General features: G+C 63.1%; 30 protein-coding genes. 12 read left to right on the top strand and 18 right to left on the bottom strand.

What is annotated here, in order from left to right:
- Nucleotides 1-69: 69 nt before the first annotated feature.
- The 4 genes from J5J10_RS12450 to J5J10_RS12435 form a co-directional block, all read right to left on the bottom strand.
- Nucleotides 70-447: a Na+/H+ antiporter subunit C gene (locus J5J10_RS12450; RefSeq protein ID WP_211930115.1), complete on the bottom strand. Its 378-nt coding sequence runs from the start codon at nt 445-447 to the stop codon at nt 70-72.
- Nucleotides 447-866, bottom strand: coding sequence for a Na+/H+ antiporter subunit B (locus tag J5J10_RS12445; protein ID WP_211930114.1), 420 nt, complete (start codon nt 864-866; stop codon nt 447-449). Before J5J10_RS12445 ends, J5J10_RS12450 begins: the two co-directional genes overlap by 1 nt.
- On the bottom strand, nt 863-3,262 hold the full coding sequence (locus tag J5J10_RS12440) for a putative monovalent cation/H+ antiporter subunit A (RefSeq protein ID WP_211930113.1): 2,400 nt from the start codon (nt 3,260-3,262) through the stop codon (nt 863-865). The genes J5J10_RS12445 and J5J10_RS12440 overlap by 4 nt, the downstream gene beginning before the upstream one ends.
- A gap of 147 nt (nt 3,263-3,409) precedes the next feature.
- Nucleotides 3,410-3,817, bottom strand: a complete 408-nt coding sequence (locus tag J5J10_RS12435) for a hypothetical protein (RefSeq protein WP_211930112.1) — start codon at nt 3,815-3,817, stop codon at nt 3,410-3,412.
- 83 nt (nt 3,818-3,900) lie between these two features.
- On the opposite strand from J5J10_RS12435, the gene J5J10_RS12430 reads away from it, so the two are divergent.
- Both J5J10_RS12430 and msrB read left to right on the top strand, forming a co-directional pair.
- On the top strand, nt 3,901-4,341 hold the full coding sequence (locus J5J10_RS12430; RefSeq protein WP_211930111.1) for a helix-turn-helix domain-containing protein: 441 nt from the start codon (nt 3,901-3,903) through the stop codon (nt 4,339-4,341).
- 60 nt (nt 4,342-4,401) lie between these two features.
- Nucleotides 4,402-4,809: a peptide-methionine (R)-S-oxide reductase MsrB gene (gene msrB / locus J5J10_RS12425; RefSeq protein ID WP_211930110.1), complete on the top strand. Its 408-nt coding sequence runs from the start codon at nt 4,402-4,404 to the stop codon at nt 4,807-4,809.
- Between the two features lie 126 nt (nt 4,810-4,935).
- Here msrB and J5J10_RS12420 read toward each other — a convergent pair whose 3' ends face one another.
- On the bottom strand, nt 4,936-5,193 hold the full coding sequence (locus J5J10_RS12420; protein ID WP_208548831.1) for a hypothetical protein: 258 nt from the start codon (nt 5,191-5,193) through the stop codon (nt 4,936-4,938).
- 220 nt (nt 5,194-5,413) lie between these two features.
- On the opposite strand from J5J10_RS12420, the gene J5J10_RS12415 reads away from it, so the two are divergent.
- Nucleotides 5,414-5,647 carry a hypothetical protein gene (locus J5J10_RS12415; RefSeq protein ID WP_211930109.1) on the top strand — a complete coding sequence of 78 codons (234 nt, stop codon included), beginning with the start codon at nt 5,414-5,416 and terminating at the stop codon, nt 5,645-5,647.
- On the opposite strand, the gene J5J10_RS12410 is transcribed toward J5J10_RS12415, so the two are convergent.
- Nucleotides 5,629-6,690, bottom strand: a complete 1,062-nt coding sequence (locus tag J5J10_RS12410; protein WP_211930108.1) for an AraC family transcriptional regulator — start codon at nt 6,688-6,690, stop codon at nt 5,629-5,631. The two genes, J5J10_RS12415 and J5J10_RS12410, sit on opposite strands and share 19 nt — an antisense overlap.
- A gap of 142 nt (nt 6,691-6,832) precedes the next feature.
- On the opposite strand from J5J10_RS12410, the gene J5J10_RS12405 reads away from it, so the two are divergent.
- Entirely contained in the window at nt 6,833-7,570 is a 738-nt protein-coding gene (locus J5J10_RS12405; RefSeq protein ID WP_211930107.1) for a hypothetical protein, read from the top strand.
- A 120-nt stretch (nt 7,571-7,690) separates the two neighbouring features.
- Nucleotides 7,691-8,287, top strand: a complete 597-nt coding sequence (locus J5J10_RS12400; protein ID WP_249116731.1) for a hypothetical protein — start codon at nt 7,691-7,693, stop codon at nt 8,285-8,287.
- A gap of 4 nt (nt 8,288-8,291) precedes the next feature.
- On the opposite strand, the gene J5J10_RS12395 is transcribed toward J5J10_RS12400, so the two are convergent.
- The gene (locus J5J10_RS12395) at nt 8,292-8,792 is read right to left on the bottom strand and encodes a GNAT family N-acetyltransferase (protein WP_211930106.1); all 501 of its coding nucleotides are present in this window, start codon (nt 8,790-8,792) and stop codon (nt 8,292-8,294) included.
- A 132-nt stretch (nt 8,793-8,924) separates the two neighbouring features.
- Here J5J10_RS12395 and J5J10_RS12390 point away from each other — a divergent pair, with 132 nt between their 5' ends.
- A complete protein-coding gene (locus J5J10_RS12390; RefSeq protein WP_211930105.1) occupies nt 8,925-9,440 on the top strand; it encodes a hypothetical protein in 516 nt (171 codons plus the stop codon).
- 10 nt (nt 9,441-9,450) lie between these two features.
- Here J5J10_RS12390 and J5J10_RS12385 read toward each other — a convergent pair whose 3' ends face one another.
- Nucleotides 9,451-10,107 carry a hemolysin III family protein gene (locus J5J10_RS12385; RefSeq protein WP_211930104.1) on the bottom strand — a complete coding sequence of 219 codons (657 nt, stop codon included), beginning with the start codon at nt 10,105-10,107 and terminating at the stop codon, nt 9,451-9,453.
- Between the two features lie 211 nt (nt 10,108-10,318).
- On the opposite strand from J5J10_RS12385, the gene J5J10_RS12380 reads away from it, so the two are divergent.
- Complete coding sequence (locus J5J10_RS12380) at nt 10,319-10,702, top strand: MAPEG family protein (RefSeq protein ID WP_208553143.1); 384 nt, start codon at nt 10,319-10,321, stop codon at nt 10,700-10,702.
- Nucleotides 10,703-11,195: 493 nt separating this feature from the next.
- The gene (locus tag J5J10_RS22425; protein ID WP_249116730.1) at nt 11,196-12,851 is read left to right on the top strand and encodes a flagellin; all 1,656 of its coding nucleotides are present in this window, start codon (nt 11,196-11,198) and stop codon (nt 12,849-12,851) included.
- A gap of 160 nt (nt 12,852-13,011) precedes the next feature.
- On the opposite strand, the gene J5J10_RS12365 is transcribed toward J5J10_RS22425, so the two are convergent.
- Nucleotides 13,012-13,662, bottom strand: a complete 651-nt coding sequence (locus tag J5J10_RS12365) for a pyridoxamine 5'-phosphate oxidase family protein (RefSeq protein WP_211930103.1) — start codon at nt 13,660-13,662, stop codon at nt 13,012-13,014.
- A 211-nt stretch (nt 13,663-13,873) separates the two neighbouring features.
- Between J5J10_RS12365 and J5J10_RS12360 the strand changes: the two genes are divergently transcribed.
- The gene (locus tag J5J10_RS12360; protein WP_249116729.1) at nt 13,874-14,296 is read left to right on the top strand and encodes a DUF421 domain-containing protein; all 423 of its coding nucleotides are present in this window, start codon (nt 13,874-13,876) and stop codon (nt 14,294-14,296) included.
- A 44-nt stretch (nt 14,297-14,340) separates the two neighbouring features.
- Here J5J10_RS12360 and J5J10_RS12355 read toward each other — a convergent pair whose 3' ends face one another.
- Nucleotides 14,341-14,748: a GNAT family N-acetyltransferase gene (locus J5J10_RS12355; protein WP_211930102.1), complete on the bottom strand. Its 408-nt coding sequence runs from the start codon at nt 14,746-14,748 to the stop codon at nt 14,341-14,343.
- 141 nt (nt 14,749-14,889) lie between these two features.
- Between J5J10_RS12355 and greA the strand changes: the two genes are divergently transcribed.
- On the top strand, nt 14,890-15,372 hold the full coding sequence (gene greA / locus J5J10_RS12350) for a transcription elongation factor GreA (protein WP_211930101.1): 483 nt from the start codon (nt 14,890-14,892) through the stop codon (nt 15,370-15,372).
- 111 nt (nt 15,373-15,483) lie between these two features.
- Nucleotides 15,484-16,416: an MYG1 family protein gene (locus J5J10_RS12345; RefSeq protein ID WP_211930100.1), complete on the top strand. Its 933-nt coding sequence runs from the start codon at nt 15,484-15,486 to the stop codon at nt 16,414-16,416.
- Between the two features lie 79 nt (nt 16,417-16,495).
- On the opposite strand, the gene J5J10_RS12340 is transcribed toward J5J10_RS12345, so the two are convergent.
- Together J5J10_RS12340 and J5J10_RS12335 are read right to left on the bottom strand one after the other, a co-directional pair.
- Complete coding sequence (locus tag J5J10_RS12340; RefSeq protein WP_249116727.1) at nt 16,496-16,855, bottom strand: Atu4866 domain-containing protein; 360 nt, start codon at nt 16,853-16,855, stop codon at nt 16,496-16,498.
- Nucleotides 16,856-16,881: 26 nt separating this feature from the next.
- Nucleotides 16,882-17,607 carry an SDR family oxidoreductase gene (locus tag J5J10_RS12335; protein ID WP_211930099.1) on the bottom strand — a complete coding sequence of 242 codons (726 nt, stop codon included), beginning with the start codon at nt 17,605-17,607 and terminating at the stop codon, nt 16,882-16,884.
- 106 nt (nt 17,608-17,713) lie between these two features.
- Between J5J10_RS12335 and J5J10_RS12330 the strand changes: the two genes are divergently transcribed.
- Nucleotides 17,714-18,604, top strand: coding sequence for a LysR family transcriptional regulator (locus tag J5J10_RS12330; protein WP_211930098.1), 891 nt, complete (start codon nt 17,714-17,716; stop codon nt 18,602-18,604).
- 12 nt (nt 18,605-18,616) lie between these two features.
- Here the strand turns inward: J5J10_RS12330 and J5J10_RS12325 are convergent, their stop codons facing one another.
- From J5J10_RS12325 to J5J10_RS12300, 6 genes are all read right to left on the bottom strand, one after another.
- On the bottom strand, nt 18,617-18,895 hold the full coding sequence (locus J5J10_RS12325; RefSeq protein ID WP_211930097.1) for a hypothetical protein: 279 nt from the start codon (nt 18,893-18,895) through the stop codon (nt 18,617-18,619).
- On the bottom strand, nt 18,892-21,192 hold the full coding sequence (locus J5J10_RS12320) for an FdhF/YdeP family oxidoreductase (protein WP_211930096.1): 2,301 nt from the start codon (nt 21,190-21,192) through the stop codon (nt 18,892-18,894). The genes J5J10_RS12325 and J5J10_RS12320 overlap by 4 nt, the downstream gene beginning before the upstream one ends.
- 118 nt (nt 21,193-21,310) lie before the next feature.
- Nucleotides 21,311-22,132 (bottom strand): class I SAM-dependent methyltransferase, encoded by an 822-nt coding sequence (locus J5J10_RS12315; RefSeq protein ID WP_211930095.1) that lies wholly within the window; start codon nt 22,130-22,132, stop codon nt 21,311-21,313.
- A gap of 14 nt (nt 22,133-22,146) precedes the next feature.
- Nucleotides 22,147-23,067: a metal-dependent hydrolase gene (locus J5J10_RS12310; protein WP_211930094.1), complete on the bottom strand. Its 921-nt coding sequence runs from the start codon at nt 23,065-23,067 to the stop codon at nt 22,147-22,149.
- A 153-nt stretch (nt 23,068-23,220) separates the two neighbouring features.
- Complete coding sequence (locus tag J5J10_RS12305; RefSeq protein WP_208548809.1) at nt 23,221-23,541, bottom strand: TraR/DksA C4-type zinc finger protein; 321 nt, start codon at nt 23,539-23,541, stop codon at nt 23,221-23,223.
- A gap of 47 nt (nt 23,542-23,588) precedes the next feature.
- On the bottom strand, nt 23,589-23,999 hold the full coding sequence (locus tag J5J10_RS12300; RefSeq protein ID WP_208548808.1) for a universal stress protein: 411 nt from the start codon (nt 23,997-23,999) through the stop codon (nt 23,589-23,591).
- Nucleotides 24,000-24,106: the final 107 nt, after the last annotated feature.

Genomic DNA, 24,106 nt, shown 5'->3' with positions numbered 1-24,106 from the left:
CCACCGGAGCCGATCGGGCCCTTCGTGACGACGTGAGTGCCGCCGGTGAAACTCATGCTACGCGTCATCTCAATACCCCAGCGGCGGCAGCGGCTGGCCTTCCGGCTCGGCCACGCGCATTTCATCGGTGTCGTCGCTCTTCAGTTCCTGGTAGGCGCGGTAACCCAGCACCAGCAGGAAGCAGAAGAAGGAAAAGGAAATCACGATCGCGGTCAGGATCAGCGCCTGCGGCAGCGGGTTGGCCGCGCCAGCTGCAAGCGTGTCTGCGTCAACGCCAATGATCGGCGGCACCTCGCGAGTCAGGCGTCCGGAGGTGAAGAGCAGCAGGTTAACGCCATTGCCGAGAATGGCGACGCCAAGCAACACGCGGACAATCCGCTTGGACATCATCAGGTAGAAGGCGGAGGCGAGAAAGATGCCGACGACGACGGCGAACAGGGCTTCCATCAGTCGTGATCCTTTTCTTCAAGGGCCAGCGCGATCGAGGTAATCGAACCGACCACGACGAGATAGACGCCGATATCGAACGAGATGACCGTGGCGAGCGGCACTTCTATGCCGGCGAATGTCGGATAGATCCAGAGCCCTGTCATGAACGGCACGCCGAAGAAGGCCGACAGCAGGCCGGACAGGCAGGAGATGAACAGCCCGCAGCCGGCAATCGACATCGGGTGGAAGATGATCGCGCGGCGGACCGACTGGACACCGAAGGCAATACCGTAGATCGCGAAGGCGGAGGCGGCGATCAGCCCGCCGATGAAGCCGCCGCCCGGCTCGTTATGGCCGCGCAGCAGGACGAAGATCGAAAAGAGCACCATCAGCGGGGTGAGGAACGGCGCAACGGTGCGGAAGATCAGTGTGTTCATGCCTTGGCCCTCTTGCGCGCACGGCTCTTGGCGACATCCGCCTTGACGACCGGTTCGGCCGGCGGCTCGCTCACCGCCTGCGGCGAACGAACACGAATGAGCGCCAGGATCGCAAGCCCGGTTATCATGACGACCGCGATCTCGCCCAGCGTGTCGACGCCGCGGAAGTCGACGATGATCACGTTCACGACGTTGGCACCGTGGGCGATGATCTTGGAATAGGTGTTGAAGAACTCGGTCAGCGTGGAGTCGAACGGCGCCTCGGTGGCTTTCAGCAGCATCAGCGTGAAGCCCAGGCCGCAGGCAATCGCGATGATGGCGTCGCGCAGGAACTGGCCGAAGGGGCGGTGATCGGCGGCGGCAAGCCGCAACCTGGTCATCACCAGGGCCAGGATGACCACCGACAGCGTCTCGACCATGAACTGGGTGAAGGCAAGGTCGGCCGCGCCGAACAGCAGGAAGAGCACCGCAACGGCGAAACCCTGGATGCCGAGCGAGACGATGGCGGTCAACCGGTCCTTTGCGCGCAGCACGGCAAAGAGGCCGATCACGGCGATCGCGAGGAAGATCAGCTCGTGGAACTGCGCGTCCTCAGGCCATGAGGGCATGGCCGGGAGCTCGCCGTAGATGGCCAGGGGCATCAGCAGCACGAGCGCCACCATGGCGAAGGTGAAGGTGACGTAGGAATCGAGCCGGCCGTGCTGAACGACGCGGGTGATGCCGAAGGCAATCCGGACGAGCCCAGTGACGAAGTGATCGAAGCCACGATCGGGACCGGGCCCGAGGGTCGCCAGGATCCGCCCCATGACGGCACGGGCGCGATCGAGTTGCAGGAAGAGGACGATACCCAGGACGACAGTGACGACCGACAGCAGCAGCGGCACGCCGATATGCGGCACGAGACTGATCGTCACCTGCTTGGCGACGCCGCCGACAGCGGACGCCATGGGGGAAGAGATGTAGTAATGCGCCGTGCCCGAAAAGATTGCGGCGAGCAGGCCGACGATCGCCAGAACGAGCGGTCCCAGCCACAGGAGCGCCGGCCCTTCGTGCGCATGTTTCGGCGTATCGACATGAGGACCAAGGAACGGCTTCAGCGCCACCGCGAAACCGATGACGAACATCAGCGCGTTGCCGACGATGGCAACAATGGTGAAGAGGATCGAGCGCGGATCGGCTCCGGCGAGCGCAAGGTAGATCTCCTCCTTGGCGAAAAAGCCGAAGAAGGGCGGCAGGCCGGCCATCGAGATCGCCGCGAAGAGAGCGGCGACAAAGGTGATCGGCATGGCGGAGCGCAGGCCGCCGAGTTTCGTAACGTCGCGCGTGCCGGCCTCGTGGTCAATGAGACCGGCGACCATGAAGAGCGCGCCCTTGAAGAGCGAATGCGCCACCAGATAGAGCACCGCGCCGATGACGGCATATTCGGTGCCGAAACCGGTGAGCATCACGAGAAGGCCGAGCGAGGCGACGGTGGTGTAGGCGAGCATCAGCTTTAGATCGGTCTGGCGGATCGCCATCGTCGCGCCGACGATCAGCGTTATCCCGCCAAACAGCGGCAACAGGATTTCCCAGGCGGGCGTTTCGCCGAGCACCGGATTGAGGCGCATCAGCAGATAGACGCCGGCCTTCACCATGGTGGCGGAATGCAGGTAGGCGGACACCGGGGTCGGCGCCTCCATGGCGTTCGGCAGCCAGAAATGGAACGGGAACTGCGCCGACTTGGTGAAGGCCCCGCCGAGCACCAGAAGCAGCGCCGCCAGGTAAAACGGGCTTTCCCGCAGGATATCGCCGCTGTGGACGAGCAGCGACAGTTGGGTAACGCCCGACATGTTCCAGATGAAGATCATGCCCGCCAGAAGGGCGAGCCCGCCGCCGCCGGTGACGACAAGCGCCTGCAGCGCCGCGCGACGGGAGGCTTCCCGCTCATGGTCGAAGCCGATCAGCAGGAACGAGGTGATCGAGGTCAGTTCCCAGAAGACGAAGAGCATCAGGAAACTGTCGGAAACAACGACGCCGAGCATGGCGCCCATGAACAGCAGGATGAAGGCAATGAAGCGGCCCTGCTGCGGGTGACCCTTCATGTAGCCGCCCGAATAGAGCACGATGAGCGTGCCGATGCCGGTGATCAGCAGGGCGAAGGTGAGCGAGAGGCCGTCGAGGAACCAGGAAAAGGACAGGTTGATGCTCGGAACCCAGGCAAAGCCGCCGGTCACCACCTCGCCATTGCCGATCTCCGGCAGGAAGCCGGCGAAATGCAGGAAGGCGAGCGCCGGCGCAAGTGCCAGCAGCCAGGCGGCATTGTGCCCCATGCTTCGGGTCAGGGCCGGAGCGATCAGCGCGCCGAGAAACGGCAGGATCATGGCCAGGAATGTCATATCGGCGAGAACGTCGAACATTGCTTTCCTCGTCACCGCACCAGCGCGGCCTCCCCAAAAAGGGTGGCCCTGTTGTTATGGCAAAGAAAGCGCGCTCTCAAGAGCCTGACATGTTTTTGACATACCACAATTCGTCGCAGTCAGGACAACAGGTCGTGAACGGGAAAATCAGCCCGGCTGGCGGTGCGCAAGAGCCATCAACGGGGAGACCACGGCGAACTGGATCGCCGTGAAAACGGTTTCCAAGATCATAAAACCGGCCACCGAATTCATCCTGTATTTCGCTGCCACCGGCAGGACGACAAACGAAAAGGCGAGTACGCCGAAGACGACGAAACACTGGAAGGCGCTTTTCCAGACATCGTTCGGCGCGGTCGAAAACAGCCGTGGATAGGCCCAGGAGAACACCAGCGCCTGCAAGAGCATCGACAGGAAGCCGAGCGGGATGATCACATCGTCACGGTACATGCCGAGCGCCTCGTAGCGGTCGGCAAAGGTCTTGAGATGCCAGAAATACCCGAGCGGAAACGTCGGCACGAGATAAGCCGCGACGCCCAGCCAGAATGCCTTGTCCATGCGAAGCCCCCATCCGGATACGATGGGGCTATACTGCATGTTAACTTGCATTTTGCAAGTGTTTTGCCTATGAGCGGACCATCATGACCGTGAAAGAATCACCCCGCTCGCTCTGCCCGATCAGCCTCGCGCTGGAGCTTTTCGGCGACGCGTGGTCGCTGCTCATCATCCGCGACCTGATGTTCAAGGGCATCGAGAGCTACAACGGGTTTCTGGCGGCCGGCGAAGGTATCGCCACCAATATCCTGGCAACACGGCTGTCGCGCCTGGAGACCTGCGGGCTGATCGAAGGGCGGCCCGATCCAGACGACCGGCGGCGAACGATCTATCGGCTCACGGAAAAGGGCGTGGACCTCGCACCGGTGCTGGTGTCGCTGGTTCTCTGGTCTGCAAAACATACCGCGACGGATGCGCCGGCCGAACTGGTGGCAGTGATGCAGGCCGACCCTTCCGGCTTTGCCGGCCGCATCATCGCCGACTGGAATGCGGCCCGCGCGAAAGACACGATGGCCACGCGCTCTTGATCGGGCGGTGATTGTCCGGAGGTCCGCCTGATCCTATCTATGTGCCAAAGGAGAAACGCCATGACCGAACAACTGAAGCCGAAGATCGAGAAGTCCGACGCCGAGTGGCGCGAGCAACTGACACCGGAGCAGTATTACATCCTGCGGCAGGCGGGCACCGAACGCGCCTTCACCGGGCCTTTCTGGAACAGTCACGAGAAAGGGCTCTACCGCTGCGCAGCCTGCGACGAGCCGCTCTTCTATTCCGACACCAAATTCGATTCCGGCTGTGGCTGGCCGAGCTATTTCGAGCCGGTGAAGCCCGATGCCGTCGTCGAATTGAAGGACACCTCGCACGGGATGATCCGCACCGAAATCCGCTGCGCCAATTGCGGCGGCCATCTTGGCCACGTCTTTCCAGATGGGCCCAAGCCGACCGGCCTGCGCTACTGCATCAACGGCCATGCCATGGTCTTCGAGGCGGCATAACGGGACGCCGAAACAAGATCGGAGCGCCTTCGCGCTCCGGTCATCCTCTTCATTTTCGTGGGCAATGGCCGAGGACGAGGGTGCGCTGTCCACGCATCCTGTTGTCGTCACCCCATCGGTCGGCCGTCACATCGCGGCGTGATGCACCGGATCGGCAACCGGCCGGCGGATCTTGACGGCAGGCTTGCGGACGGCGGGCTTGCGTGCCCGGCGGGCAGCGGCCTTGCGGGCCTTCTGGACCGCTTCGGCCACCGATCGCTCCTCGCGGTGGATCCGACTCTGGGCCTTTGCCATTCCATAAACGGCACACCCCATCGAACCGGCCACGAGGGTCGTGGCGACTGCCGCAAACGCGGCGATGATCAGCATCGTTTCCATGCCCATGATTTGGCTCCTCCATGGTCAGGATACAATGGCGGAGCTAAGAATAAGTTCACAAAACCCTGCAATTCACGCGGAATTGAGGCGAGATCCGATCATTTCCGGCGATCTTTCATCAAGCCGTTGTTCCAACTTCACATCTGCCAATTTTCACGGGTGGACGAAGTGGAGCAAATCAGTCAACATGGTTAACGTTCAATATATTTTCATGACGTGAAATCAAATGACCCTGCCGCTGACCCTTCTCTGGCTCGTGCCTGCCCTGCTGATGCTGGGCATGACGTTTGCCGAGGGCATGGCGGGCGGCAACCGTTTCGACGGCAGCAGACTTGTGGGATTGCTCGCCTGCCTCATCTGGCCGGTGACACTTCCCGCCCTGATCGTCGGATCGCTGGTCCACGCCCGCAGCCATCGCGGCAAGCCGCCGGTGCTGACACGTCACACCGACGTCATCTGACCGCTCGCCTTCACCTTTCTCCAGTCGCTCGGGTTCATGCCCGTGACGCGCAGGAATTCCCGATTGAAATTCGATTTCGTCATGAAGCCCGCTTCATAGGCGACTCTCGTGACCGGCATGTCCGTTGCCGACAGCAGTCGGCAGGCGTCGGCCACGCGCCGCTCGTTCACGTATTGCGAGACGCTCATGCCGTGAACGCGATTGACCGCATGGGAGACGGCGCGGGCGGGTGAGCCGAGCCGGCGGGCAAGCCGCGACAGGTTGAGGCCCGCATCGGCATAAAGCCGGCGCTCGGCCATCAGGCGGTCGAGTTCGCCGGCGAGCTTTTGATCCTGGTCGGACGGTCCGGTTGATTCCGGCGCCACCACCGCCGCCGTGGCGCTACCTGCCGCCTCCTCCTCATCATCCTCGCTTTCTGCCTGACCGACGGCCACGGCTGCGATGCCGAGCAGCAGAAGCACGATCGTGGTCGCGACCGAAACCACGGCGGGGGAATGACGGCCGCCGCCGACCAGCATGTCGAGGCTGATCAGCACATCGACCAGCGCCGAGCCGACCAGCACCGCGCCCGTCAGTTGCAGGGCGCGCCAGGACCTGAGCGAGCCGTCGAGGCGCGAGGCGACGAGGCCGTCAGGCCCAAGGCGGGAAAGCCACAGCAGCGCCCCACCATAGCCCACGAAGGTGGCGACGATCACGATATCCACGCCGCTGCGCCAGACGAACAGCAGCACGAGGACGAGCAGCATGGGCAGGAGATGAACAGCGTCCCGCCAGGTCAATCCCCGCCGCTCCTGCGCCAGATCGCGGAAGGCGAGCCAGGAGAGCGGCGGCACGAGGCCGGCAAGCGTTGACAGAAGCGGCAGGATCGCCGTGACGCCATAACCCCAGCGCAGACCGACCAGCAGGCTCTGGACGATGTGAACCGACAGAAGCAGCAGGAAAAGGCCATTTCCGCCGCTGTTACCGCGGCCCTGCCAGGCAAGGCGGACGAGGAAGACGAGCAGATAGAGCGAGACGAGGAAGGAGAGCGGGACGAAGATCATGCGTGTGGCAGTCCGGGGCGTTCAGAGACATCGATCATGCCCTTATGCGCGATCAAGGTCGACCTGAAACGCGTTTCAGGTCGCCGGCGGCGTGCGCAGATGGTGGATGGAGGCATCGAAACGGCCAACAAGGAGCCTCACAATGCGCACCCGAACCATCCTTCTTTCCATCGCCGGCGCGGCAATCGCCGTCGCCACTATCGACGGCCTCGTCTCGCTGGTCAGCACCCGTGACGCGGCGGCCGGACCGCTCGATCTTGCTGCGGTGTCAAAGATCCGCGTCAGTGGCACGGCAAGCGAGATCGAGATCACGACAAAATCCGAAGGGCCACTGACCGCCGAGCTTTCCGGCGAGCGGCATGGCTGGGCTGCTCTTTGGCGATCGAGCTGGTTTTCCGATGCCTGCCCGGCGGAAGGGTCGCTCACCGTGGACGGCGACACCTTGCTTGTCGATGTCGGCCGGGCACCGCACTTCCTCGACTGGAGCGACTGCAGGATGACGCTGAGCGCCAACGCGCGTGAGGGAACAGCCGTGATCATCGACCAGAAGGCGGCGCGGATGACGCTCGACGGCGAGTTTTCGCTGGTCCAGGTGAACAGCGATGCCGGCGACTTTCACTTCACCGGTCATGCGCACGAGATCGATGTCGCGGGCGCCGCTCTCCGGGCACGGCTTGCCTTCGAGCGGGTGGCGAACGACGAGGTGATCGCGATCTCCGGCAAGATGCTCGACGCGACGCTGCGGTTCCTGACCCCGACGCCGGTCAGCTATGCGGTGGAGACCATCGCCTCGTATGTCGACAGCGCCCTGCCCAATACGCCCGGCGCCAAGCCTTCGATCCGGATAAAGGGCGAGATGGCGCGGGTCCGGATCGAATGAGGCAGCATGACGCCTATGTGATCGATTGACCTTTGGAAAACCCTTGCCCGCCGGTCGCGCGAGACTTGTGCGACCAGCGTTTTGCGGTTGTGATGGGCGGAACAGCAAAGGGGAACGGGCATGCGTCTTTCGGTCGTGGCGTCGCTGGCGATTGTGCTTGCGTTTTCTGGATGTTCGTCGGTCGCGGAAAAGGCCGAGGGCGCGGCCAATCGCTCGTTCACAAGCTACGCACTGGGACGGTCCTATGCCCAGGTGGCGGGCCTCGGGCAATCTCCGATGGACCAGCTTGCCGGCAATGACCGCGCGACCTTCGGCCCGATGCTGGGCTCGACGCAGCTTGCGAATGGCATGACGATTTACCGCCACATGGCCCCGGCGGCGAGAACGGAGACGGGCAGCAGCTTCGGCGGCCTCGTCGGGCGGGAATCGGTCAGCACGAACAACCGCCTCTCCTATTTCCTGGTCGGACCCGATGGCATCGTCAAGGATTGGGCAACAGGCTCGGTTCAGGGCGCGACCAGCGACTGCGTGACCTATATCGGCGGCATCATCAACCGCTGCAGCGATACCGCGCAATTGCAGGCGGCTCTGTCGTTTTATGATTCCCGCGTGCTGACGAAGGACGGCCAGCCGATCACGGTCTGGGGCGCGCCGACTTTGGCGGCGGGCACGGTCGCTCCGGCGGGCGTTACGCCGACGGCGGCGCCGTCGCAGTGAGGCGTCAGAGTCTGAGTTCCATCATCGCCAGATCCAGCCAGCGGCCGAACTTGGTTCCGACCTCGCGGTGGATGCCGACAAGGGTGAACCCGAGTTTCTCATGCAGGGCGATGGAGGCGGCGTTGCCGGCCTCGATGGCGGCGATCATCACGTGCTTGTCGTTGCCGCGAGCGTGCTCGACCAGAGCCGCCAGTAGAGACTTGCCGATGCCGCCGCCACGGCAGGTACGGTCCACATAGACGGAATGCTCGACCGTGTGGCGGTAGCCATCGAAGGCGCGCCAGTCGCCGTAGGTGGCATAGCCGACCGTCTGCCCGTCACGCTCGGCGACCAGCACCGGGAAGCCGCGTTCGGTCCGCAGCCGCCACCAGTCGCGGCGATTGTCGAGATCGACCAGGACCTCGTTCCAGATCGCGGTCGTGTTTGCCACCGCGTCGTTATAGATGTCGCGGATGACCGGCAGGTCGGCTTCGCTGGCTTGGCGGATGGTGAGCGGGCTGGGCATGGGCTGTCTCAAATACGGCGGGATTGCCGCCTCTCATAGACAGCCCCCTGCCCGCCTGTCCAGACGAAAGCGGCGCTGGCACGGCGCGCAAAGGGCCGATAAAATCGCGCGGCAAGACGAGGAGGACATGGCATGACGAGGCGAAAGAGGAGAGCGGGCGTGACGCTTCGGGCCGCAGGTCTGGTAGCTGCGCACCTTGCGGCATCGGCAGCGATGGCGGTGGAATGGCGCCATCACGCCAATGCGCGGTTCGGCTACGAGATCGAGGTGCCGGCGGATTTCCTGATCGCGTCGAGCGCCGACAATGGCGACGGCGACACCTTCGAGAGCGCCGACAAGACGGCGGAACTCAGGGTGTGGGGAACCAGCGTTGCCGAGGGCGATTTCCGGGCAGAGGCGGACGACCGGCGGAACACGGCATCTTTCGTCGACGGATGGCAGATCAGCTATGAGAAGACGACCGATCGCTGGACCAGCTATTCAGGCACGAAGGACGGACGCGTGATCTACGTGCGCGGCATTGCGCTCTGCGACGGGGAAGCCGCCTTTTTCCAGCTCGTCTATCCTCAAGCACAGCTTGCGGTCTATGACGCCGTGGTGTCGCACCTTGTGGACACGTTGAAACCGGCGGACGGTTGCGAGCCGTGACGGGCCCCGCTCAGCTGAGGCTGAAAGTGGTGAACACCGCCGTATAGTGCACAGCGGCGGCCGAGACGACGAAGCCGTGCCAGATGGCGTTCTGGAAGCGCAGCTTTTCCCAGACGTGGAAGATGACGCCGGCCGAATAGATGACGCCGCCGACGACGATCAGCACCAGCGAGACCATCGGCAAATACTCGGAAATCGGCCCGACAGCCATCAGACCGCTCCAACCCATGCCGAGATAGAGCAGGATGGCGAGGCGATCATAGCGGCCGGGGAAGATGCATTTGACTGCAATGCCGAGAACGGCGAACACCCAAATGCCGATCAGCAACGTCAGGATGAACGTGTTCTCCGCGCCGCGCTGCAGGAAGGGCGTGTAGGTCGCGGCGATCAGGACGAAGATCGCCGAATGATCGAGACGGCGCAGAATCCACTTGGTGCGCGAATGCGGCCACATGTTGTAGGTGAAGGAGGCTGCGAGCGCGAGAACGAGGCCGAGGCCGTAAATCCAGGCGGCGGCGAGCTCGCCATGGCTCGACCAGACCGTGGCGTAGAAGATCAGCACGGTGGCGCCGATCAGCGCGAAGACCACGCCGATGCCATGGACGATGCCGTCGGCGACAAGTTCGGGAACGTCATAGGCCCGGCCAAAACGGAAATACTCGGTCATGCGCGGTCCTCTTTCCTCCATGCACTGCTTCGCGTCCATGATGCGCAAGCAATCCGTCATAAGCAAGGCCGGCAAGCTGACCAAACGTGGTGCGCAAGCGTCGCTCCGGTTTGGCCGGTTAAGCCTGCCTGCCCTCACGTTCGCAAAAGCGGACCGGGCCAGATGGAACAGCGCCGCCTCACCGGCGCCGCCGCCGAACCAGGAGCCGCCGATGCGCTATACCGTGCTTGCCACCTTCGCCGCGCTGATCGCCTATACCTTCTTCTTCATCAAGGTGGGCCAGGCGCGCCAGCAATATGGCATCGAGGCGCCGAAGACGACCGGCAACGTGCATTTCGAGCGGATCTTCCGGGTGCAGCAGAACACGGTGGAGCAGATGGTGCTGTTTCTGCCCTCGCTCTGGCTGTTCGGCACCTATGTCTCCGACGTCTTCGCCGGAACCCTCGGCCTGATCTGGACGGGCGGGCGGGCGCTCTATGCGGTGGAATATTACGCCGACGCGAAGAAACGCGGACCGGGTGCCGCGGTGACGTGGGTGGTGGCGCTGACGCTCCTGGTGGGCGGCACGGTGGGCGCGTTGATCAGGACGGGGTGAAGTGGCAGACGCCTTATCAAAAGCGCCTCGCGACCGATGACAACGCCGGTGACGTCCACGATTTTAAAGCCAGTCAAATCCTGCGCGGCTCGGCGCCTGTTTTTATCATCACCGTAGTAGTTACCGCGTTGGAGAATCACGCGCGCAACTAAAAATGCGAAATCACTCGGAAAGCGGTGCCGCGAGATCAAAGAGACTACCCTTACGTGTGCCGAGTTATCCTGCCTTCGAAATATGCCAAGTGAACTAGATTTTCGCTATCGATTGCATCGCCGTATGTTCCTCCATGGTGTCGTGCCTAGATCCTGCGCTGCTTTGGCCTGCGCAGGTGACCACGTCCGGCTTCAAGGCAGCTCTTCAAAATCAGTAGTTTGGCAGAAGCGAGGTTAATTCTTCCAGTCGAAAATTAACCCGGCGTTAATCACGATCATCTCTTTATCATGGCTCCCACCTTACGCCATGACCGCGTGCACCACTCCTTTTTGAGTCCAGTATGACCAGTATTCTAACGAATATTGGGGCGACAAGTGCGCTCCAGACGCTTCGGGCAATCTCCGGTCAACTGGAGAAGACACAACTACAGGTTTCTTCAGGAATGCGCGTCGGACAGGCCTCCGACAATGCCGCGTACTGGTCGATCGCCACCACGATGCGGTCCGACAATATGGCGCTCTCGTCAATCGAAGACGCACTGGGTCTGGGCGCGGCCAAGGTCGATACCGCGTATGCCGGCATGACCGCTACGGTTGATCTTCTGAAGCAGGTCAACAGCAAACTCGTGGCGGCTTTCGAAGAGGGAGTTGATCGAAACAAGATTCAGGAAGAACTGGATCAGCTGCGAGAACAGATCGAGAGCATTTCCAGCGCGGCCAGCTTCAGTGGCGAGAACTGGTTGCAGTCCGACGCCGAAAAGGCGTCGGTCGTATCGTCCTTCGTCCGGTCCGAAAGCGGTGCTGTCTCGGTCAAGAGGGTGGATGTCGATCTGGCCGCGGTGGCACTTTACAACTCGGAGCAAACGGGCCTGCTCGACGGTGGCGTACCCGTGGATGTCGGCGACCTCGCTGATCTCGATGAACTGGGTTCGGGCGGTGGATGGGTATTGCGTCTGCCGTTTGCCGGCCCTCTCGTCTTCGATGACGACACCACCACGATCACATTCGATCTGACTGTAGACGATGATGATCCAAACTACATCCCCAATCCGCAGCCGGGTGTCACAACGGCAATCACGATCAATCGGACGCTGGTGGACTCAGTCTTAAGCACCGCCGGGGTTGTAAGCACCGAAAGCGAATGGGTGCAGGTTCTCGATGTCGCCCTTGCTGCCGGAGGGGCATCGGCGTCCGACTGGCCCTACTCGAACGAAATAGACATATCGACAGACTACACCTCAGGTGCACGTGGCAGCCACGTCGCGTTGAATAATGTGCAATCGACACTCGTTTCAGGAATGACGGGCGGCCTAACCAATATTTCCGCAAAATATGGAAGCCCTGCCAATGCCTCGTTCCGGTTCAACCAACCCTTCACCCTTGGCAAGGCTGAAGTGTATCTCCGGCTGACCACTGACGGAACCCCGCACGAGATCGTAATCAATCAATCGACGTTGGATCGTGCACTGCAGCGATCCAACGCCACTGTCAGCACCATAGATGACTATGCTCTCGTTCTTGGCCTGGCGTTCGCTGATGCCGGTTCCGGATATTCGGCAGAGGTAACCACAAGCTGGCCCGACAACGTGCCCAGGGTCACCATTCAGGGTAATCCCGCCGTTCACCATTCCGCCGGACAGAACTCGACGGTGGCCCTTAAGTTTCAATACGCGGATTGGGGGATGGGGCTTTCCGATATCGACGTTACTGGATCGGAAAGCCTTGATGCTATGCTGCGAAGTGTCGAGAGAATGCTCTCGTCGACGACCGCCGCGGCGGCAACTCTTGGTGCAGTTCAGGCGAGGATCGACATGCAAGCCGACTTCGTTGCGACACTGACCGACAGCATCGACAACGGGATCGGGCGGCTTGTGGACGCCGATATGAATGAAGCCTCCACACGCCTGAAGGCGCTGCAAACACAGGAGCAACTGGCAATCCAGTCGCTTAGCATCGCCAATAGCAATAGTGAGAACATTTTGGCCCTGTTCCGGTGACGCAGGCGGCGAGACGGGCCCGCTTCCACGCTGCCGTGAACCGACTGGCAAGCGCCGCCGCGAAGTCGCTTTAGCGGTGGAACGGCCCGCCGAGGATTTTCGTCAGGCGCTCGACGTCGCCGCTTTCGGGGATCATTCCGTCGTCGCGCGACAATCCCCCTCAATACATCGTCCGCCGATAATCCTCCTCGAGCTCCGCGTCCTTCGTCCTCTGCTCGCCCTCCGCGACCGGCGGCTCGCCGATGTCGTCGAGGATCATCTTGACCAGCGAGGGCATGTCGGAGCGGGGCTGGTGGTGGGCGGGGTTCCAGAGGCCGGCGCGGCGGAAGGCCTTGGCGCAGTGGAAGAAGACTTCGGCGATGTCGATAATGATCGCAAGCTTGGGACGGCGGCCGTCGACTTCCATGGTGTCGAGCAGCGCCGGGTCCCTGGTGAGCGTAGCGCGGCCGTTGATGCGCAGCGTGTCATCGAAGCCGGGGACCATGAACAGCAGGCCGACGAAGGGATTGGCGAGGATATTCGCGAGCGTGTCGAGGCGGTTGTTGCCGGGACGGTCGGGGATCGCCAGCGTGCGGTCATCCAACACGCGGACAAAGCCGGCCGGATCGCCGCGCGGGCTGACATCCGCCCTGCCCTTTCCGTCCTGGGTCCCGATGCAGACGAAGGGCGAGCGGCGGATAAATTCTTGCGCATGCGGTCCGAGGTGGGGCAGGCATTTCCGGACAGCCAGATCATGGGTCGGATCGAACAGGCTGCGCAACGCCTGCTCATCCGCGATCACGTGGGCCGGATCGATCTCATAGGCCGTCATCGTCTCTCCTCCCGATGGATGGCTATCGTTATGCTATGAGGTACGTACCTCATATCGATTGGATACCGCGCCGCGGCGCTCGGCGCAAGGGGCTTCCGGCGACATCCGCGGGAAACGCGCTTCACCCGGGCCGCCGCCGTCGCCACGCCTCTTCCGAACTTTCCGCCCGCTCTGTCGTTCGGCAAAGAAGCAACAGCCGGAAGGAGAAGTCATGGGCTGGCAGAGCATGGTGTTCCAGAACTGGTCGGGAATCGTGCGGACGGTTCTGGTGGGGGCGCTCGCCTACGCGGTGCTTGTGCTGTTTCTGAGGATTTCCGGCAAACGCACGCTTGCAAAGCTGAACGCCTTCGACCTGGTGGTGACGGTGGCGCTGGGCTCGACCCTGTCGGCGATCATGCTGCAGGAATCGATCGCGCTGGCAGAGGGGGCAACGGCGCTGGCGCTGCTGATCCTGTTGCAGTTTCTCGTCACCTTCTTCTCGGTACGGTCGCCGGGCTTTGCCCGCGCCGTCCGTTCGGAGCCGGCATTGCTCGCCCGCAACGGCGCGTTTTGCGAGAACGCCATGGTGCGGGAACGGATCACCAAGGACGAGGCACTCAGCGCCATCCGCTGCTCGAAAGCGACGGGACGATGAGCGTGGTGTTTCGCGAAGAATAGCCGCTTGGCGACCAACGGTGTTTACCCAGCCGCATCTGCCCGCCAGCGGAGGCACTTCGCGCCGCTCGGGTGGAAGCCGAGGCGGGCGTAGTAATCGACCTTGTCGTCGCCGGTCAGCAGGAAGACCTCTTCAACGCCGTCGAGACGGACGAGCAGGCGGCGCATGATCTCGCTGCCGATGCCCGCGCCCCGGCTTGCCTCGTCGACGACGACGTCGTCGATCAGGGCGCGGAAGCGGCCATCGGTCAATGCCCGTGCATAGCCGACGAGGCGGTCGCCCTGCCAGGCACCGATCTGCACCGGCGTCTGCCGGATCAGAAGAGCGACGTCGGAATCCGAGCGCCTGTCGGCCCAGTCAGTCTGTCGGAAGAGGACCTGGAGGGCTGCAACGGAAACGGGTCTTTCGAAGGAGTATTCGGTTTCGGTCATTGCGCTCGCCTCCTGTCTTTCATCGTCATCCCTACCCTATCATCCCACAACGGGAAAACACGGCAGCGGTCCGCACTTGGCGTACGGATCGTTCTGGTCGTACAAGCGTTATGACGGAGACATGACAACAAGGATTTGAACGTGAGCGTCGCCTTCGTGAAGGAAGAGAGCGCGGAAGCCGCGCAGGAGACCCTGCTGCCGGACCGGCCGGTTTCGCCGCATCCGAACCTCGTGACCGAGGACGGGCTGAAGGCGCTGGAAGCACAACTTCAGGCGGCGCGGGACGCCTATGAGACGGCAAACGCGATAGAGGACGTCAACGAGCGGCGGCGGCAATCGGCGGGACCGTTGCGCGATGCGCGCTATTTCACCGAACGGGTGCGCACGGCCCAGGTGATGCCGGTGCCGGAGGATAAATCCGTCGTGGCTTTCGGCAGCACCGTCACCTTCAGCCGCGACGATGGCCGCGTACAGACCTACAGGGTCGTCGGCGAGGACGAGGCCGATCCGAAGGCCGGCTCGATTTCCTATGTCTCCCCGGTGGCAGGGGCGCTCTCAGGCAAGGCGGTTGGCGATCTGGTTACTGTCGGCGAGCAGGAGTTGGAGATCGTCAGAATTTCCTGACCTTCGGAGCTCCCGTTCCGATAGTTCGTTATACCTGCAACGTTACCACTTGCCTCTGGCGGCCGGTTGTGGTCCGAAGGGTTTAAACCGAAGCACAGGGCCGCGCTCTCCATGACTCCAGCTTTTCTCGTCACCCATTCCGGCGGTTTCCATGCCGACGAATTGCTTTCCACCGTCGTGCTCGGCCGGCTGTTTCCCGAGGCGAAGCTCGTGCGCAGCCGGGCTCCGGAGTGGATCACGCCGGCGGACGACCGGATCATCTACGATGTCGGTGGTGCCTACGACGCGGCGACTGGCATCTTCGACCACCACCAGCGGGGCGCACCGAAGCGCGACGACGGACAGCCCTACAGCTCGTTCGGCCTCGTCTGGAAGCATTTCGGCCTCGATTATCTGAAGGCGCTCGGATTGCCGGAGAGCCAGGTCGACGCCCTGCATGCCTCGTTCGACGCGAGCTTCGTGCTGCCGATCGATCTTGCCGACAACGGCGCGATCGATCCCTCCGTCGCCGGTCCGCTCGCCGGTCTGACGCTGCCGGTCTTGCTCGAAACGCTGAAGCCGGTGTTCGACGAAAAGGACCCCGAGGCCGAAACGCGCGGCTTCGAGGCGGCGCGGGCCATCGCGCAGAGCTTCGTCGAGGCGAAGATATCGGGCATGGCGGCGAAGCTCCGGGCCGAGGCGATCGTGCTGAAGGCCATCGAGGCCGCGGGTGAAAGCCGCGTGCTGGAACTGCCGGCAGGCATGCCGTTCCGCCCGGCAATCGTGAAGGCCGGCGCCGATCATCTGTTGTTCGTCGTCCATCCGCGCGGCGACAAGGACTGGTGCGTCACCGGTATTCGCCTGAACGAGGACAGTTTCGAGCAGCGGGCCGACCTGCCCGCCGCCTGGGCCGGGCTCACGGGCGAGGCGCTGGAAGCCGCCTGCGGCGTCATGGGCGCCACCTTCTGTCACAATGGCCTGTTCATTGCCGCCGCGAGGACGCGCGAGGCGGTGCTTGCGATGGCGGACATCGCTGTCAAGGAAGCGCTGGCGAAGGGTGCGTAAGCAGCCAGCGCGATGAGGCTCGTCGACCCGTCGGTCCCCTCCCCGTTTCCACGGGAAGGGGAAAAAGCGCGGGCGGCTCTCACTTCTCCCGGTAGAACACCATGCCGCCATGGTAGAGCACGTCGCCCTCGAAGCGGCCGTCGGCGGTGAAGCCGGTGTCGTCCCAGTAGTATATGTCGTTGCCGGTCACTTCGTAGCGTCCCTGGTAGGCGCTCTGGCGATTGCCGCGGGCCTCGTCGTAGCGGCCGTTGGGCAGGAGTTCCTGCCGGATGCGGCGGTCGGCAGTGACCCACATGCCGACGAAGGGGTGGTCCTGCGCCATTTCGGCGGGGGCGGTCGTCTGGTTCTCCATGTTTGCTACTCCGTTTGTTGGTGCGAGAAGCGTCGCCGGACCGGCAGTGAGGAAGGCCATGGCAGCGGCTCTGAGGGGCGTGTTCATCGGTCTTCTCCTTTTCGGCTTGGGGTTCAGGTGCTGGCTGTGGGGGTGACGACGATCTCGCCGACGTTCACGTCATCAGGCTGCTCGATCGCGTAGCGGACGGCGCGGCCGATGGCGTCTGGGGTGAGCGCCACCGCGCGGAAGCTTTTCATCGCCTCTGCAGCGGCGGGATCGGTGATCGTGTCGGCAAGCTCGCTCTCGACGACGCCCGGATGGATGCAGGTGACGCGGATATCCTGCCGCTCCAGGCGCAGACCTTCCGAGATCGCCCGGACGGCATATTTCGTGGCGCAATAGACGGCAGCCATCGGATAGACGCGCAGCGCACCGACGGAGGCGATGTTGATGACGTGGCCGGAGCCGCGTCCGGTCATCTCCGGCAGCACGGCTGCGATGCCATGCAGCACGCCCTTGATGTTGACGTCGACCATGCGCATCCACTCGTCGACCTTCATCGAGTCCATTGGCGAGAGCGGCATGACGCCGGCATTGTTGACGATCACGTCGACGCGGCCGAAGGCCTGGCTGGCGGCCTCGGCGAAGGCTTCGACGTCTGCCCGGTCGGTCACGTCAAGGCGACGGAATTCGGCGGTTCCGCCATTGGCGCGGATCTCGGCGACGAGGGTTTCGAGGCGTTCGGTGCGGCGGGCACCGAGCATGAGTTTCGCGCCGGCGGCTGCCATTTCCCGGGCGATGCCAGCGCCGATACCGCTCGATGCACCGGTGATGAGGACGACTTTTTCATTCGACATGTTCGGCTCCTTCTCTCGAACCTTGCGGTCGACAGGGAAGGTAGTGGCAGTATATTGTCGCGATAAGCCGCCTATTCGTTTGCACAATGGCAAGGAAAACTAACCAATGCAGGCAGAGCTGAACTCGGTCTCGGTGTTCGTCCTGGTGGCGCAGGAGCATAGTTTCCGTGCGGCGGCGGATCGTCTGGGTGTAACCCGCTCCGCCGTCAGCCAGGCGATCCGCAAGCTAGAGGAAACTGTCGGCGTGGCGCTTATCCGGCGGACGACGCGCAGCGTCAGCCTGACAGAGGAAGGCGAACGGCTCTATCGTGAAGTCGCCCCTGCGGTGGCGGAAATCACCTCGTCGCTCGCCACGATCCGCGACCGGCCGGACCAGCCGAGCGGGCAGTTGCGGCTGGCCGTCTCCTCGATCGCGGAGGAGTTCCTGTCGGGGCGTATGCTCGGCGCCTTCTCGATCGCCTATCCGCAAATCGAGATCTACATCAACGTCACAGACGAGGAATTCGACATCGTGGCGGAGGGTTACGATGCCGGGGTGCGGCTCGGGGAAGTGATCGCACACGACATGATCGCGCTGCCGGTCTCGGGTCGGCAGCGGCAGATTCCCGTATGCTCGCCGGCCTATCTGGAACGGACTTCGCGACCGACCCATCCGCGCGATCTCGCCAACCACCGCTGCGTCAACTGGCGGCCGGCGCCTGATGTCGCGCCATTCCGCTGGGAATTCGCCGAGGATGGACGGGAATTCGTCGTCTCGGTCGGGCCCGGCTTCACGACCAACGACATGGCGTTGATGGTGAAGCTCGCCCGGTCCGGAGCCTGCATCGCCTTCGGCATGGAGGAGAGCTTTCGCGCGGACATCGAGGCGGGGCGACTGGTGCCGCTGCTGGAGGACTTCTGCCCCTACTTTCCGGGCTTCTACCTCTACTATCCGAACCGGCGGAACATGGCGCCGAAGATGCGGGCGCTGCTGGATTTCATCAAGGATTTCCGGTGACGGGGACGATGGCTATTCCGTTTTGCGGATGGCGTAGTGCACCCGCATCGTCCTTGCATCGCGCCTGATGATCTCCAGCGGTCCGCCCGGCTCGGTCAAATCATTGAGTTCGCGCAGAACCAGCGCATGGGCGACATCAAAGATGCGGGCGAAGCTGCGGCTATCGGTGGCGATGCCCTCTTCCGCCGCGACCAGAAGACCGGCTTGAAGTCCGCTCAGCGCCGGATCCCGGGCCTGCCGTTCGGCGACACGGGAGAGAAACCGGTCGGCGGCCTCGGCCTCCCCGCTCACGCGGCGGAGGCCTGGCGCTTGCGGAAGGAGACCATGATCGACTTCGAGGTCGGCGTATCGCTTTCGGCCCCGGCGCTGCCGACGGGTACCAAAACGTTCAGCTCCGGGTAGTAGCCAGCGATACTGCCGCGCGGGATATCGTAGGGCACGAAGCGGAAGTCTGGCGCAATGCGCTCGACACCGTCGTCGAACTCGCCGATCACATCGACGCGTTCGCCGGCCTCGGCGCCCAGCGCCTTCAGGTCTTCCGGGTGGATGAAGATCACCTGGCGCTCGCCGTAGACGCCGCGATAGCGGTCGTCGAGGCCGTAGACGGTGGTGTTGTACTGGTCGTGCGAGCGGAAGGTCTGGAGCGCGTAACGACCCTCACCCTTCCTGGCCTTCTGATGGACGGTCTCCTCAGGCAGCGGGCAGGCGAAGAAGGTTGCCTTGGCGGCCGGCGTGTTCCATTCGCGTTCGGCGGCGGCGTTGCGCAGGTGGAAGCCGCGCGGCTTGCGCAGGCGCCTGTTGTACTCCTCGAAGCCCGGAATGGTCGCCTCGATATGATCGCGGATCTTGTCGTAGTCGCCGGCGAGATCGCTCCAGTTCACCACGCTATTGCCGACGGTCGCCTCGGCGATGCCGGCGATGATGCCGACCTCGGACAGGAGATGCGGCGAGGCCGGGCGGTTGATGCCGGCCGAACCGTGAACCATGCTCATGGAATCCTCGACGCTGACGAGCTGCGAGGTGCCGTTGGCGCCCATGTCCATCTCGGTGCGGCCGAGGCAGGGCAGGATAAACGATACTTCGCCGGGCATCAGATGCGAATGATTGGGCTTGGTGCCGACGTTGACGGTGAGCTTGAGGCCGCGCAGCGCCTTTTCCACCAGCGCGCTGTCGGGCGTCGCACGGGCGAAATTGCCGCCGAGACCGATGAAGGCCTGCGCCGAGCCGTCGAGCATGGCGCCGATCGCGGCGAGAACGTTGTGGCCGTGCTTGCGCGGGACCGCGAAGCCGAAGTGCTTTTCGAGCGCATCGAGGAAAGCGGCCGGCGGCTTCTCGTTGATGCCGACGGTGCGATCGCCCTGGACGTTGGAATGGCCGCGCACGGGGCAAAGGCCGGCGCCGGGACGGCCGACATTGCCGCGCAGGAACATGAAATTGGAGATTTCACGGATCGTCGCGACCGAATGCAGGTGCTGCGTGACGCCCATCGCCCAGGTGCAGATGACGCTGTCAGCCTTCATGTAGACATCGGCCGCGCGCTCGATCTCGGCGCGGGTAAGGCCCGACTGGTCCTCGATCTGATCCCAGCCCGTCGCCTCCACGGCGGCGCGATACTCAGCGAAACCGTCGCAGTGTTCGGCGATGAAGGCATGATCAAGCACCGACGGCAGGCTGGCGGCAATTGCCGCATCCTCTGCCGCGAAGACGACCTTGGCCATGCCGCGCACGGCCGCCATGTCGCCGCCGAGCTTCGGCTGGAAATAATGGCTGGCGATATCGGTCGCGCCGCCGCGCAGCATCTCGATCTTGTCCTGCGGGTCCGAGAATTTTTCGAGCCCGCGCTCGCGGACGGGGTTGAGGACGACGATCCGGGCGCCGCGGAGGGCGGCGCGGCGCAGGTCGCCCAGCATGCGCGGATGGTTCGTGCCGGGGTTCTGGCCGATCACGAAGATCGCGTCGGCCTTTTCGAAATCCTCCAGCAGCACCGTTCCCTTGCCGACGCCGATCGACTGGCGCAGGGCCACACCGCTTGCCTCGTGGCACATGTTGGAGCAATCGGGGAAATTGTTGGTGCCGTAGATGCGGACGAAAAGCTGGTAGAGATAGGCGGCCTCGTTGGAGGCGCGGCCGGAGGTGTAGAATTCGGCCCGATCGGGGCTGTCGAGGCTTTTGAGGATGGCGCCGATCTCGGCGAAGGCATCCTCCCAGGCGACCGGCAGATAACGGTCGGTGGCAGCGTCATAGCGCATGGGATGCGTCAGGCGGCCGTTGAGTTCCAGCTCGTAATCGGAGAGCTTGCGCAGGTCGGAGACCGTATGTTCGGCGAAGAAGGCCGGCGTCGCGCGCTTTTCGGTCGCTTCCCAGGAGACGGCCTTGACGCCATTTTCGCAGAATTCGAACGACGAACCGTGCTCCGGATCGCCCCATGCGCAGCCCGGGCAGTCGAAACCATCCGGTTGATTGGCTTTTAACATCGTTCGGGCGCCGCTCAGCGGCATACCGCTTTGCAGCAATTGCTTGCCGCAGCTCTTCAAAGCGCCCCAACCCCCGGCCGCAGCCGATTTCTTGCCGATAAATGTCGTGTCCATGGGCTCGTTATCGCCCAAAGATGACAAACATCAAGCTGGCGGACAGAATGGATCGATAGATAATTTCTATTAATGAGCCGTTTTGCGCCGAATTACATTGCGTCGCAGCATATGCGGATCAGGAAGCCTGGGACTTTCGATAGCGCCGGGCGACATAGACCACGCTTCCGCCCTTCAGACCTTTGTAAAGCATGGAGCCCTTGGAGCCGGAGAATTCACTGATGAAGCGGCGGAAGAGGAAGGCCTTGCCGATGCGTTCGCTCTTGCGGGTCTCGGCGGCGTTGAGCGCCTCGACCACGCCCTTGGAGATGTTGCGGTTCTCGACCAGTTCCAGGCCCGGCGCGCCGAGCTGGATGTCGAGAGCGGCCAGCTGGCTCTTCGGGCGCATGTCGGCGAAAGTGAACCAGCCGCCGGGCTTCAGAACGCGGGAAACCTCGCGCGCGAAGGCGGGCACGTCCCCATAGCAGTGCGAGGATTCGATGTTGACGACGATGTCGAAGGAGCCGTCCGGGAACGGCAGGTTCTCGGCGTCACCGGTCGTGAACGACAGAACCGGCACGTCGGCATTGAGCTTACGGGCGCGGCGCACGGTTTCCGGCGAATAATCGAGACCGGTGACTGCGGTGGGCGAATAATAACGTGCGACGTAGCGCGAGCCGCCGCCCCGGCCGGAGCCGATTTCGAGCACGCGGGCGCCTTCGACCGGCAGGCCGTCGACCGCCTGCTGGTAAAGACCGATGAAGGCGCGTTCGGCCTCGTCCTCGGGCCTCAGTTCGAACGGTTTGGCCGGCACGAAACCGTAGTTCATGAAGCGCCAGTCGCCATCGCTCCAGAAGCGCGACAACAGGTTATAGATGCGCTTCCACACCCATTTCTGGGCGCGCGGAAACTTGCCGGGGCCGGCGACGTCGAGGACCTTGGAAAAGAGGCTGCTGCTCATGAAGGATTTTGCTTTCAACCCGCTTGCGGAACGGAGCGTGCCGCTTCGAGGGACATGAATTCGTCGTAGAGCCAGGAGCGGCCCTTGCGGATCAGGTCGTGGTCGTCCTTGTTGATCGGGTTGAAGCCCGGCAGGTAATATTTGATGACCAGCGGTGCGCATTTGCGCCAATAGCCGGGCTTGCCGAACAGGACCCACAAAAGCCGCATCCAGTAGCGCGGACCGGTCTTGATGCCGTCGACCTTGGCGAACAGCGTCAGGTTCTTCAGCGTGATCGTCAGGAAGGTCCAGCAGACCGCGTTGAAGGCCATGGTGCGCAGCATGTAGCGCTTGAAGGGGGAATAGTTCTTCGTCGCGGCGGCGAGAACGTCGAGCGCGACGGCTTTGTGCTCCAGTTCCTCCAGTGCATGCCACATCCACAGGCGCCTGTAGGCGGGGGTGGCGTTTTCGAGGAGTTCGGGATGGCGCAGCGTCACGGTCGACAGCGTCGCCGTCAGGTGTTCGATGGCGCAGGTCACCGCGAGGCGGAAGATCGGGATCTTGTCGCTGCGCAGCGTCTTGATAACAGGCGCCTCCATCGTCTCGACCTCATAGCCGAGCTGGGCGAGCGCGCGATTGTAGTCCTCGTGCTCGCGGGTGTGAAAGGCCTCCTGCACCGCATAGCCGTTGATCTCGGCGGCGAGCTGCTTGTCCTTGAGCTTGGGGGCGTAGTGCTTCAGCGAGCGGATGAAGTAGCGCTCGCCCTCGGGCAGGAAGATCGACAGACCGTCGATCAGCGCGGTCTTCTGCGGGTCGCCGTCCAGCCAGTGACGCGTCGGGTTTTCGAGAATGCCGAAACGGATGTCGCGCGGGATGATATCCTCGTTATCGTCCGCGGGCGCGGCCCCCTTCCAGGTGGCGTTCGAATCGGCGGATGCCTTTTGCGCAATGTTCATCGGTTTTCCGTCCCAAGGGCTCGCCATGGCTGGCGGGCACTAGCCTGAATGGCGGCACCTTATCCAAAGGGACCGGGTGGAGCAACACGGAGGAGCCCAAGCAATCGTCGTAGATCCTCCGCTGGTCCGCCCTGCCGAGCGTCCCGGCGTCGATCAATGGGCCGAAGCGCAGGCCTGGCAGAAGGGCGTATACGGGACGGCGTGGAGGCGGGCTTCGCCGATGGGCTCGCCGCACTTGGCACAGGTGCCGAATGTACCGGCGGCGATGCGGTCGAGCGCCGCATCGATGGCCTTCAGCTCGTTTTCACCGACCTGGCCAAGTTCCTCGAGCACTTCATCGTTCTCGCGCTCCGTGGCGCGCTCCTCGCTGTCGTCGCTCTTGCGGCTCCCGAGATCGTCGTCGATCCGGTGCAGGCGGGCGTGGAGCTCGCTTTGTCGCCGGCGCAGGATCTCCTCGTAGCGTTGCGTGTCCATCGGGCGCATGTCCTCCGTTCAAGTTCTTTTTTATGGCGGGCCTTGTGTCAGCGATCGACGAGGACAGAGCACTTGCAATGGCGGACGACCCGGTCGGCGGTGGCGCCGATGAAGTAGTTGCCGAAATCAGGCACGTGCGAGGCGATGATCACCAGATCTGAACCATGCTCCTGGGCGGCGGCGATGATCTCGCGAGCCGGGGCGCCGTTGCGGATTTCGACGCGGGCTGCGATGCCGGTCTTTTCCTTCAGTTCGACGAGCTTCGCCTTGGCGTCCTTGATGGCATTTTCAACGATGTCGACAGGCAGGTCGATGGCGAGGTAGCCGGGCATGTCCTCAACGACAGCGAGCATTACGATTTCGCCACCGGCATCGAGCAGCGCGGACGCCTTGCGCAGAATCTTCTCGCCCTTGTCGAGCTGGCCGCAATCAACGGGAACGATGATTTTCTTGTACATGATCTTGTCTCCTTGGGCCGGAGCGTTTGCCTCCGGTGGTCCTCTCACAGTGCCGACCTTCCTCCCGCTGGACCCTCAACGCATTGATCAGGATCAAGTTTGAACGG

The organism is Ciceribacter sp. L1K23, from assembly GCF_018122705.1.
Lineage (GTDB): Bacteria > Pseudomonadota > Alphaproteobacteria > Rhizobiales > Rhizobiaceae > Allorhizobium.
This window is presented reverse-complemented; position numbering and strand designations above follow the sequence as displayed.

Coding starts and splice junctions, on each gene's coding strand:
- J5J10_RS12450 (WP_211930115.1), bottom strand. CDS start 447: ATGGAAGCCCTGTTCGCCGTCGTCGTCGGCATCTTTCTCGCCTCCGCC.
- J5J10_RS12445 (WP_211930114.1), bottom strand. CDS start 866: ATGAACACACTGATCTTCCGCACCGTTGCGCCGTTCCTCACCCCGCTG.
- J5J10_RS12440 (WP_211930113.1), bottom strand. CDS start 3,262: ATGTTCGACGTTCTCGCCGATATGACATTCCTGGCCATGATCCTGCCG.
- J5J10_RS12435 (WP_211930112.1), bottom strand. CDS start 3,817: ATGGACAAGGCATTCTGGCTGGGCGTCGCGGCTTATCTCGTGCCGACG.
- J5J10_RS12430 (WP_211930111.1), top strand. CDS start 3,901: ATGACCGTGAAAGAATCACCCCGCTCGCTCTGCCCGATCAGCCTCGCG.
- msrB (WP_211930110.1), top strand. CDS start 4,402: ATGACCGAACAACTGAAGCCGAAGATCGAGAAGTCCGACGCCGAGTGG.
- J5J10_RS12420 (WP_208548831.1), bottom strand. CDS start 5,193: ATGGGCATGGAAACGATGCTGATCATCGCCGCGTTTGCGGCAGTCGCC.
- J5J10_RS12415 (WP_211930109.1), top strand. CDS start 5,414: ATGACCCTGCCGCTGACCCTTCTCTGGCTCGTGCCTGCCCTGCTGATG.
- J5J10_RS12410 (WP_211930108.1), bottom strand. CDS start 6,690: ATGATCTTCGTCCCGCTCTCCTTCCTCGTCTCGCTCTATCTGCTCGTC.
- J5J10_RS12405 (WP_211930107.1), top strand. CDS start 6,833: ATGCGCACCCGAACCATCCTTCTTTCCATCGCCGGCGCGGCAATCGCC.
- J5J10_RS12400 (WP_249116731.1), top strand. CDS start 7,691: ATGCGTCTTTCGGTCGTGGCGTCGCTGGCGATTGTGCTTGCGTTTTCT.
- J5J10_RS12395 (WP_211930106.1), bottom strand. CDS start 8,792: ATGCCCAGCCCGCTCACCATCCGCCAAGCCAGCGAAGCCGACCTGCCG.
- J5J10_RS12390 (WP_211930105.1), top strand. CDS start 8,925: ATGACGAGGCGAAAGAGGAGAGCGGGCGTGACGCTTCGGGCCGCAGGT.
- J5J10_RS12385 (WP_211930104.1), bottom strand. CDS start 10,107: ATGACCGAGTATTTCCGTTTTGGCCGGGCCTATGACGTTCCCGAACTT.
- J5J10_RS12380 (WP_208553143.1), top strand. CDS start 10,319: ATGCGCTATACCGTGCTTGCCACCTTCGCCGCGCTGATCGCCTATACC.
- J5J10_RS22425 (WP_249116730.1), top strand. CDS start 11,196: ATGACCAGTATTCTAACGAATATTGGGGCGACAAGTGCGCTCCAGACG.
- J5J10_RS12365 (WP_211930103.1), bottom strand. CDS start 13,662: ATGACGGCCTATGAGATCGATCCGGCCCACGTGATCGCGGATGAGCAG.
- J5J10_RS12360 (WP_249116729.1), top strand. CDS start 13,874: ATGGGCTGGCAGAGCATGGTGTTCCAGAACTGGTCGGGAATCGTGCGG.
- J5J10_RS12355 (WP_211930102.1), bottom strand. CDS start 14,748: ATGACCGAAACCGAATACTCCTTCGAAAGACCCGTTTCCGTTGCAGCC.
- J5J10_RS12345 (WP_211930100.1), top strand. CDS start 15,484: ATGACTCCAGCTTTTCTCGTCACCCATTCCGGCGGTTTCCATGCCGAC.
- J5J10_RS12340 (WP_249116727.1), bottom strand. CDS start 16,855: ATGAACACGCCCCTCAGAGCCGCTGCCATGGCCTTCCTCACTGCCGGT.
- J5J10_RS12335 (WP_211930099.1), bottom strand. CDS start 17,607: ATGTCGAATGAAAAAGTCGTCCTCATCACCGGTGCATCGAGCGGTATC.
- J5J10_RS12330 (WP_211930098.1), top strand. CDS start 17,714: ATGCAGGCAGAGCTGAACTCGGTCTCGGTGTTCGTCCTGGTGGCGCAG.
- J5J10_RS12320 (WP_211930096.1), bottom strand. CDS start 21,192: ATGGACACGACATTTATCGGCAAGAAATCGGCTGCGGCCGGGGGTTGG.
- J5J10_RS12315 (WP_211930095.1), bottom strand. CDS start 22,132: ATGAGCAGCAGCCTCTTTTCCAAGGTCCTCGACGTCGCCGGCCCCGGC.
- J5J10_RS12310 (WP_211930094.1), bottom strand. CDS start 23,067: ATGAACATTGCGCAAAAGGCATCCGCCGATTCGAACGCCACCTGGAAG.
- J5J10_RS12305 (WP_208548809.1), bottom strand. CDS start 23,541: ATGGACACGCAACGCTACGAGGAGATCCTGCGCCGGCGACAAAGCGAG.
- J5J10_RS12300 (WP_208548808.1), bottom strand. CDS start 23,999: ATGTACAAGAAAATCATCGTTCCCGTTGATTGCGGCCAGCTCGACAAG.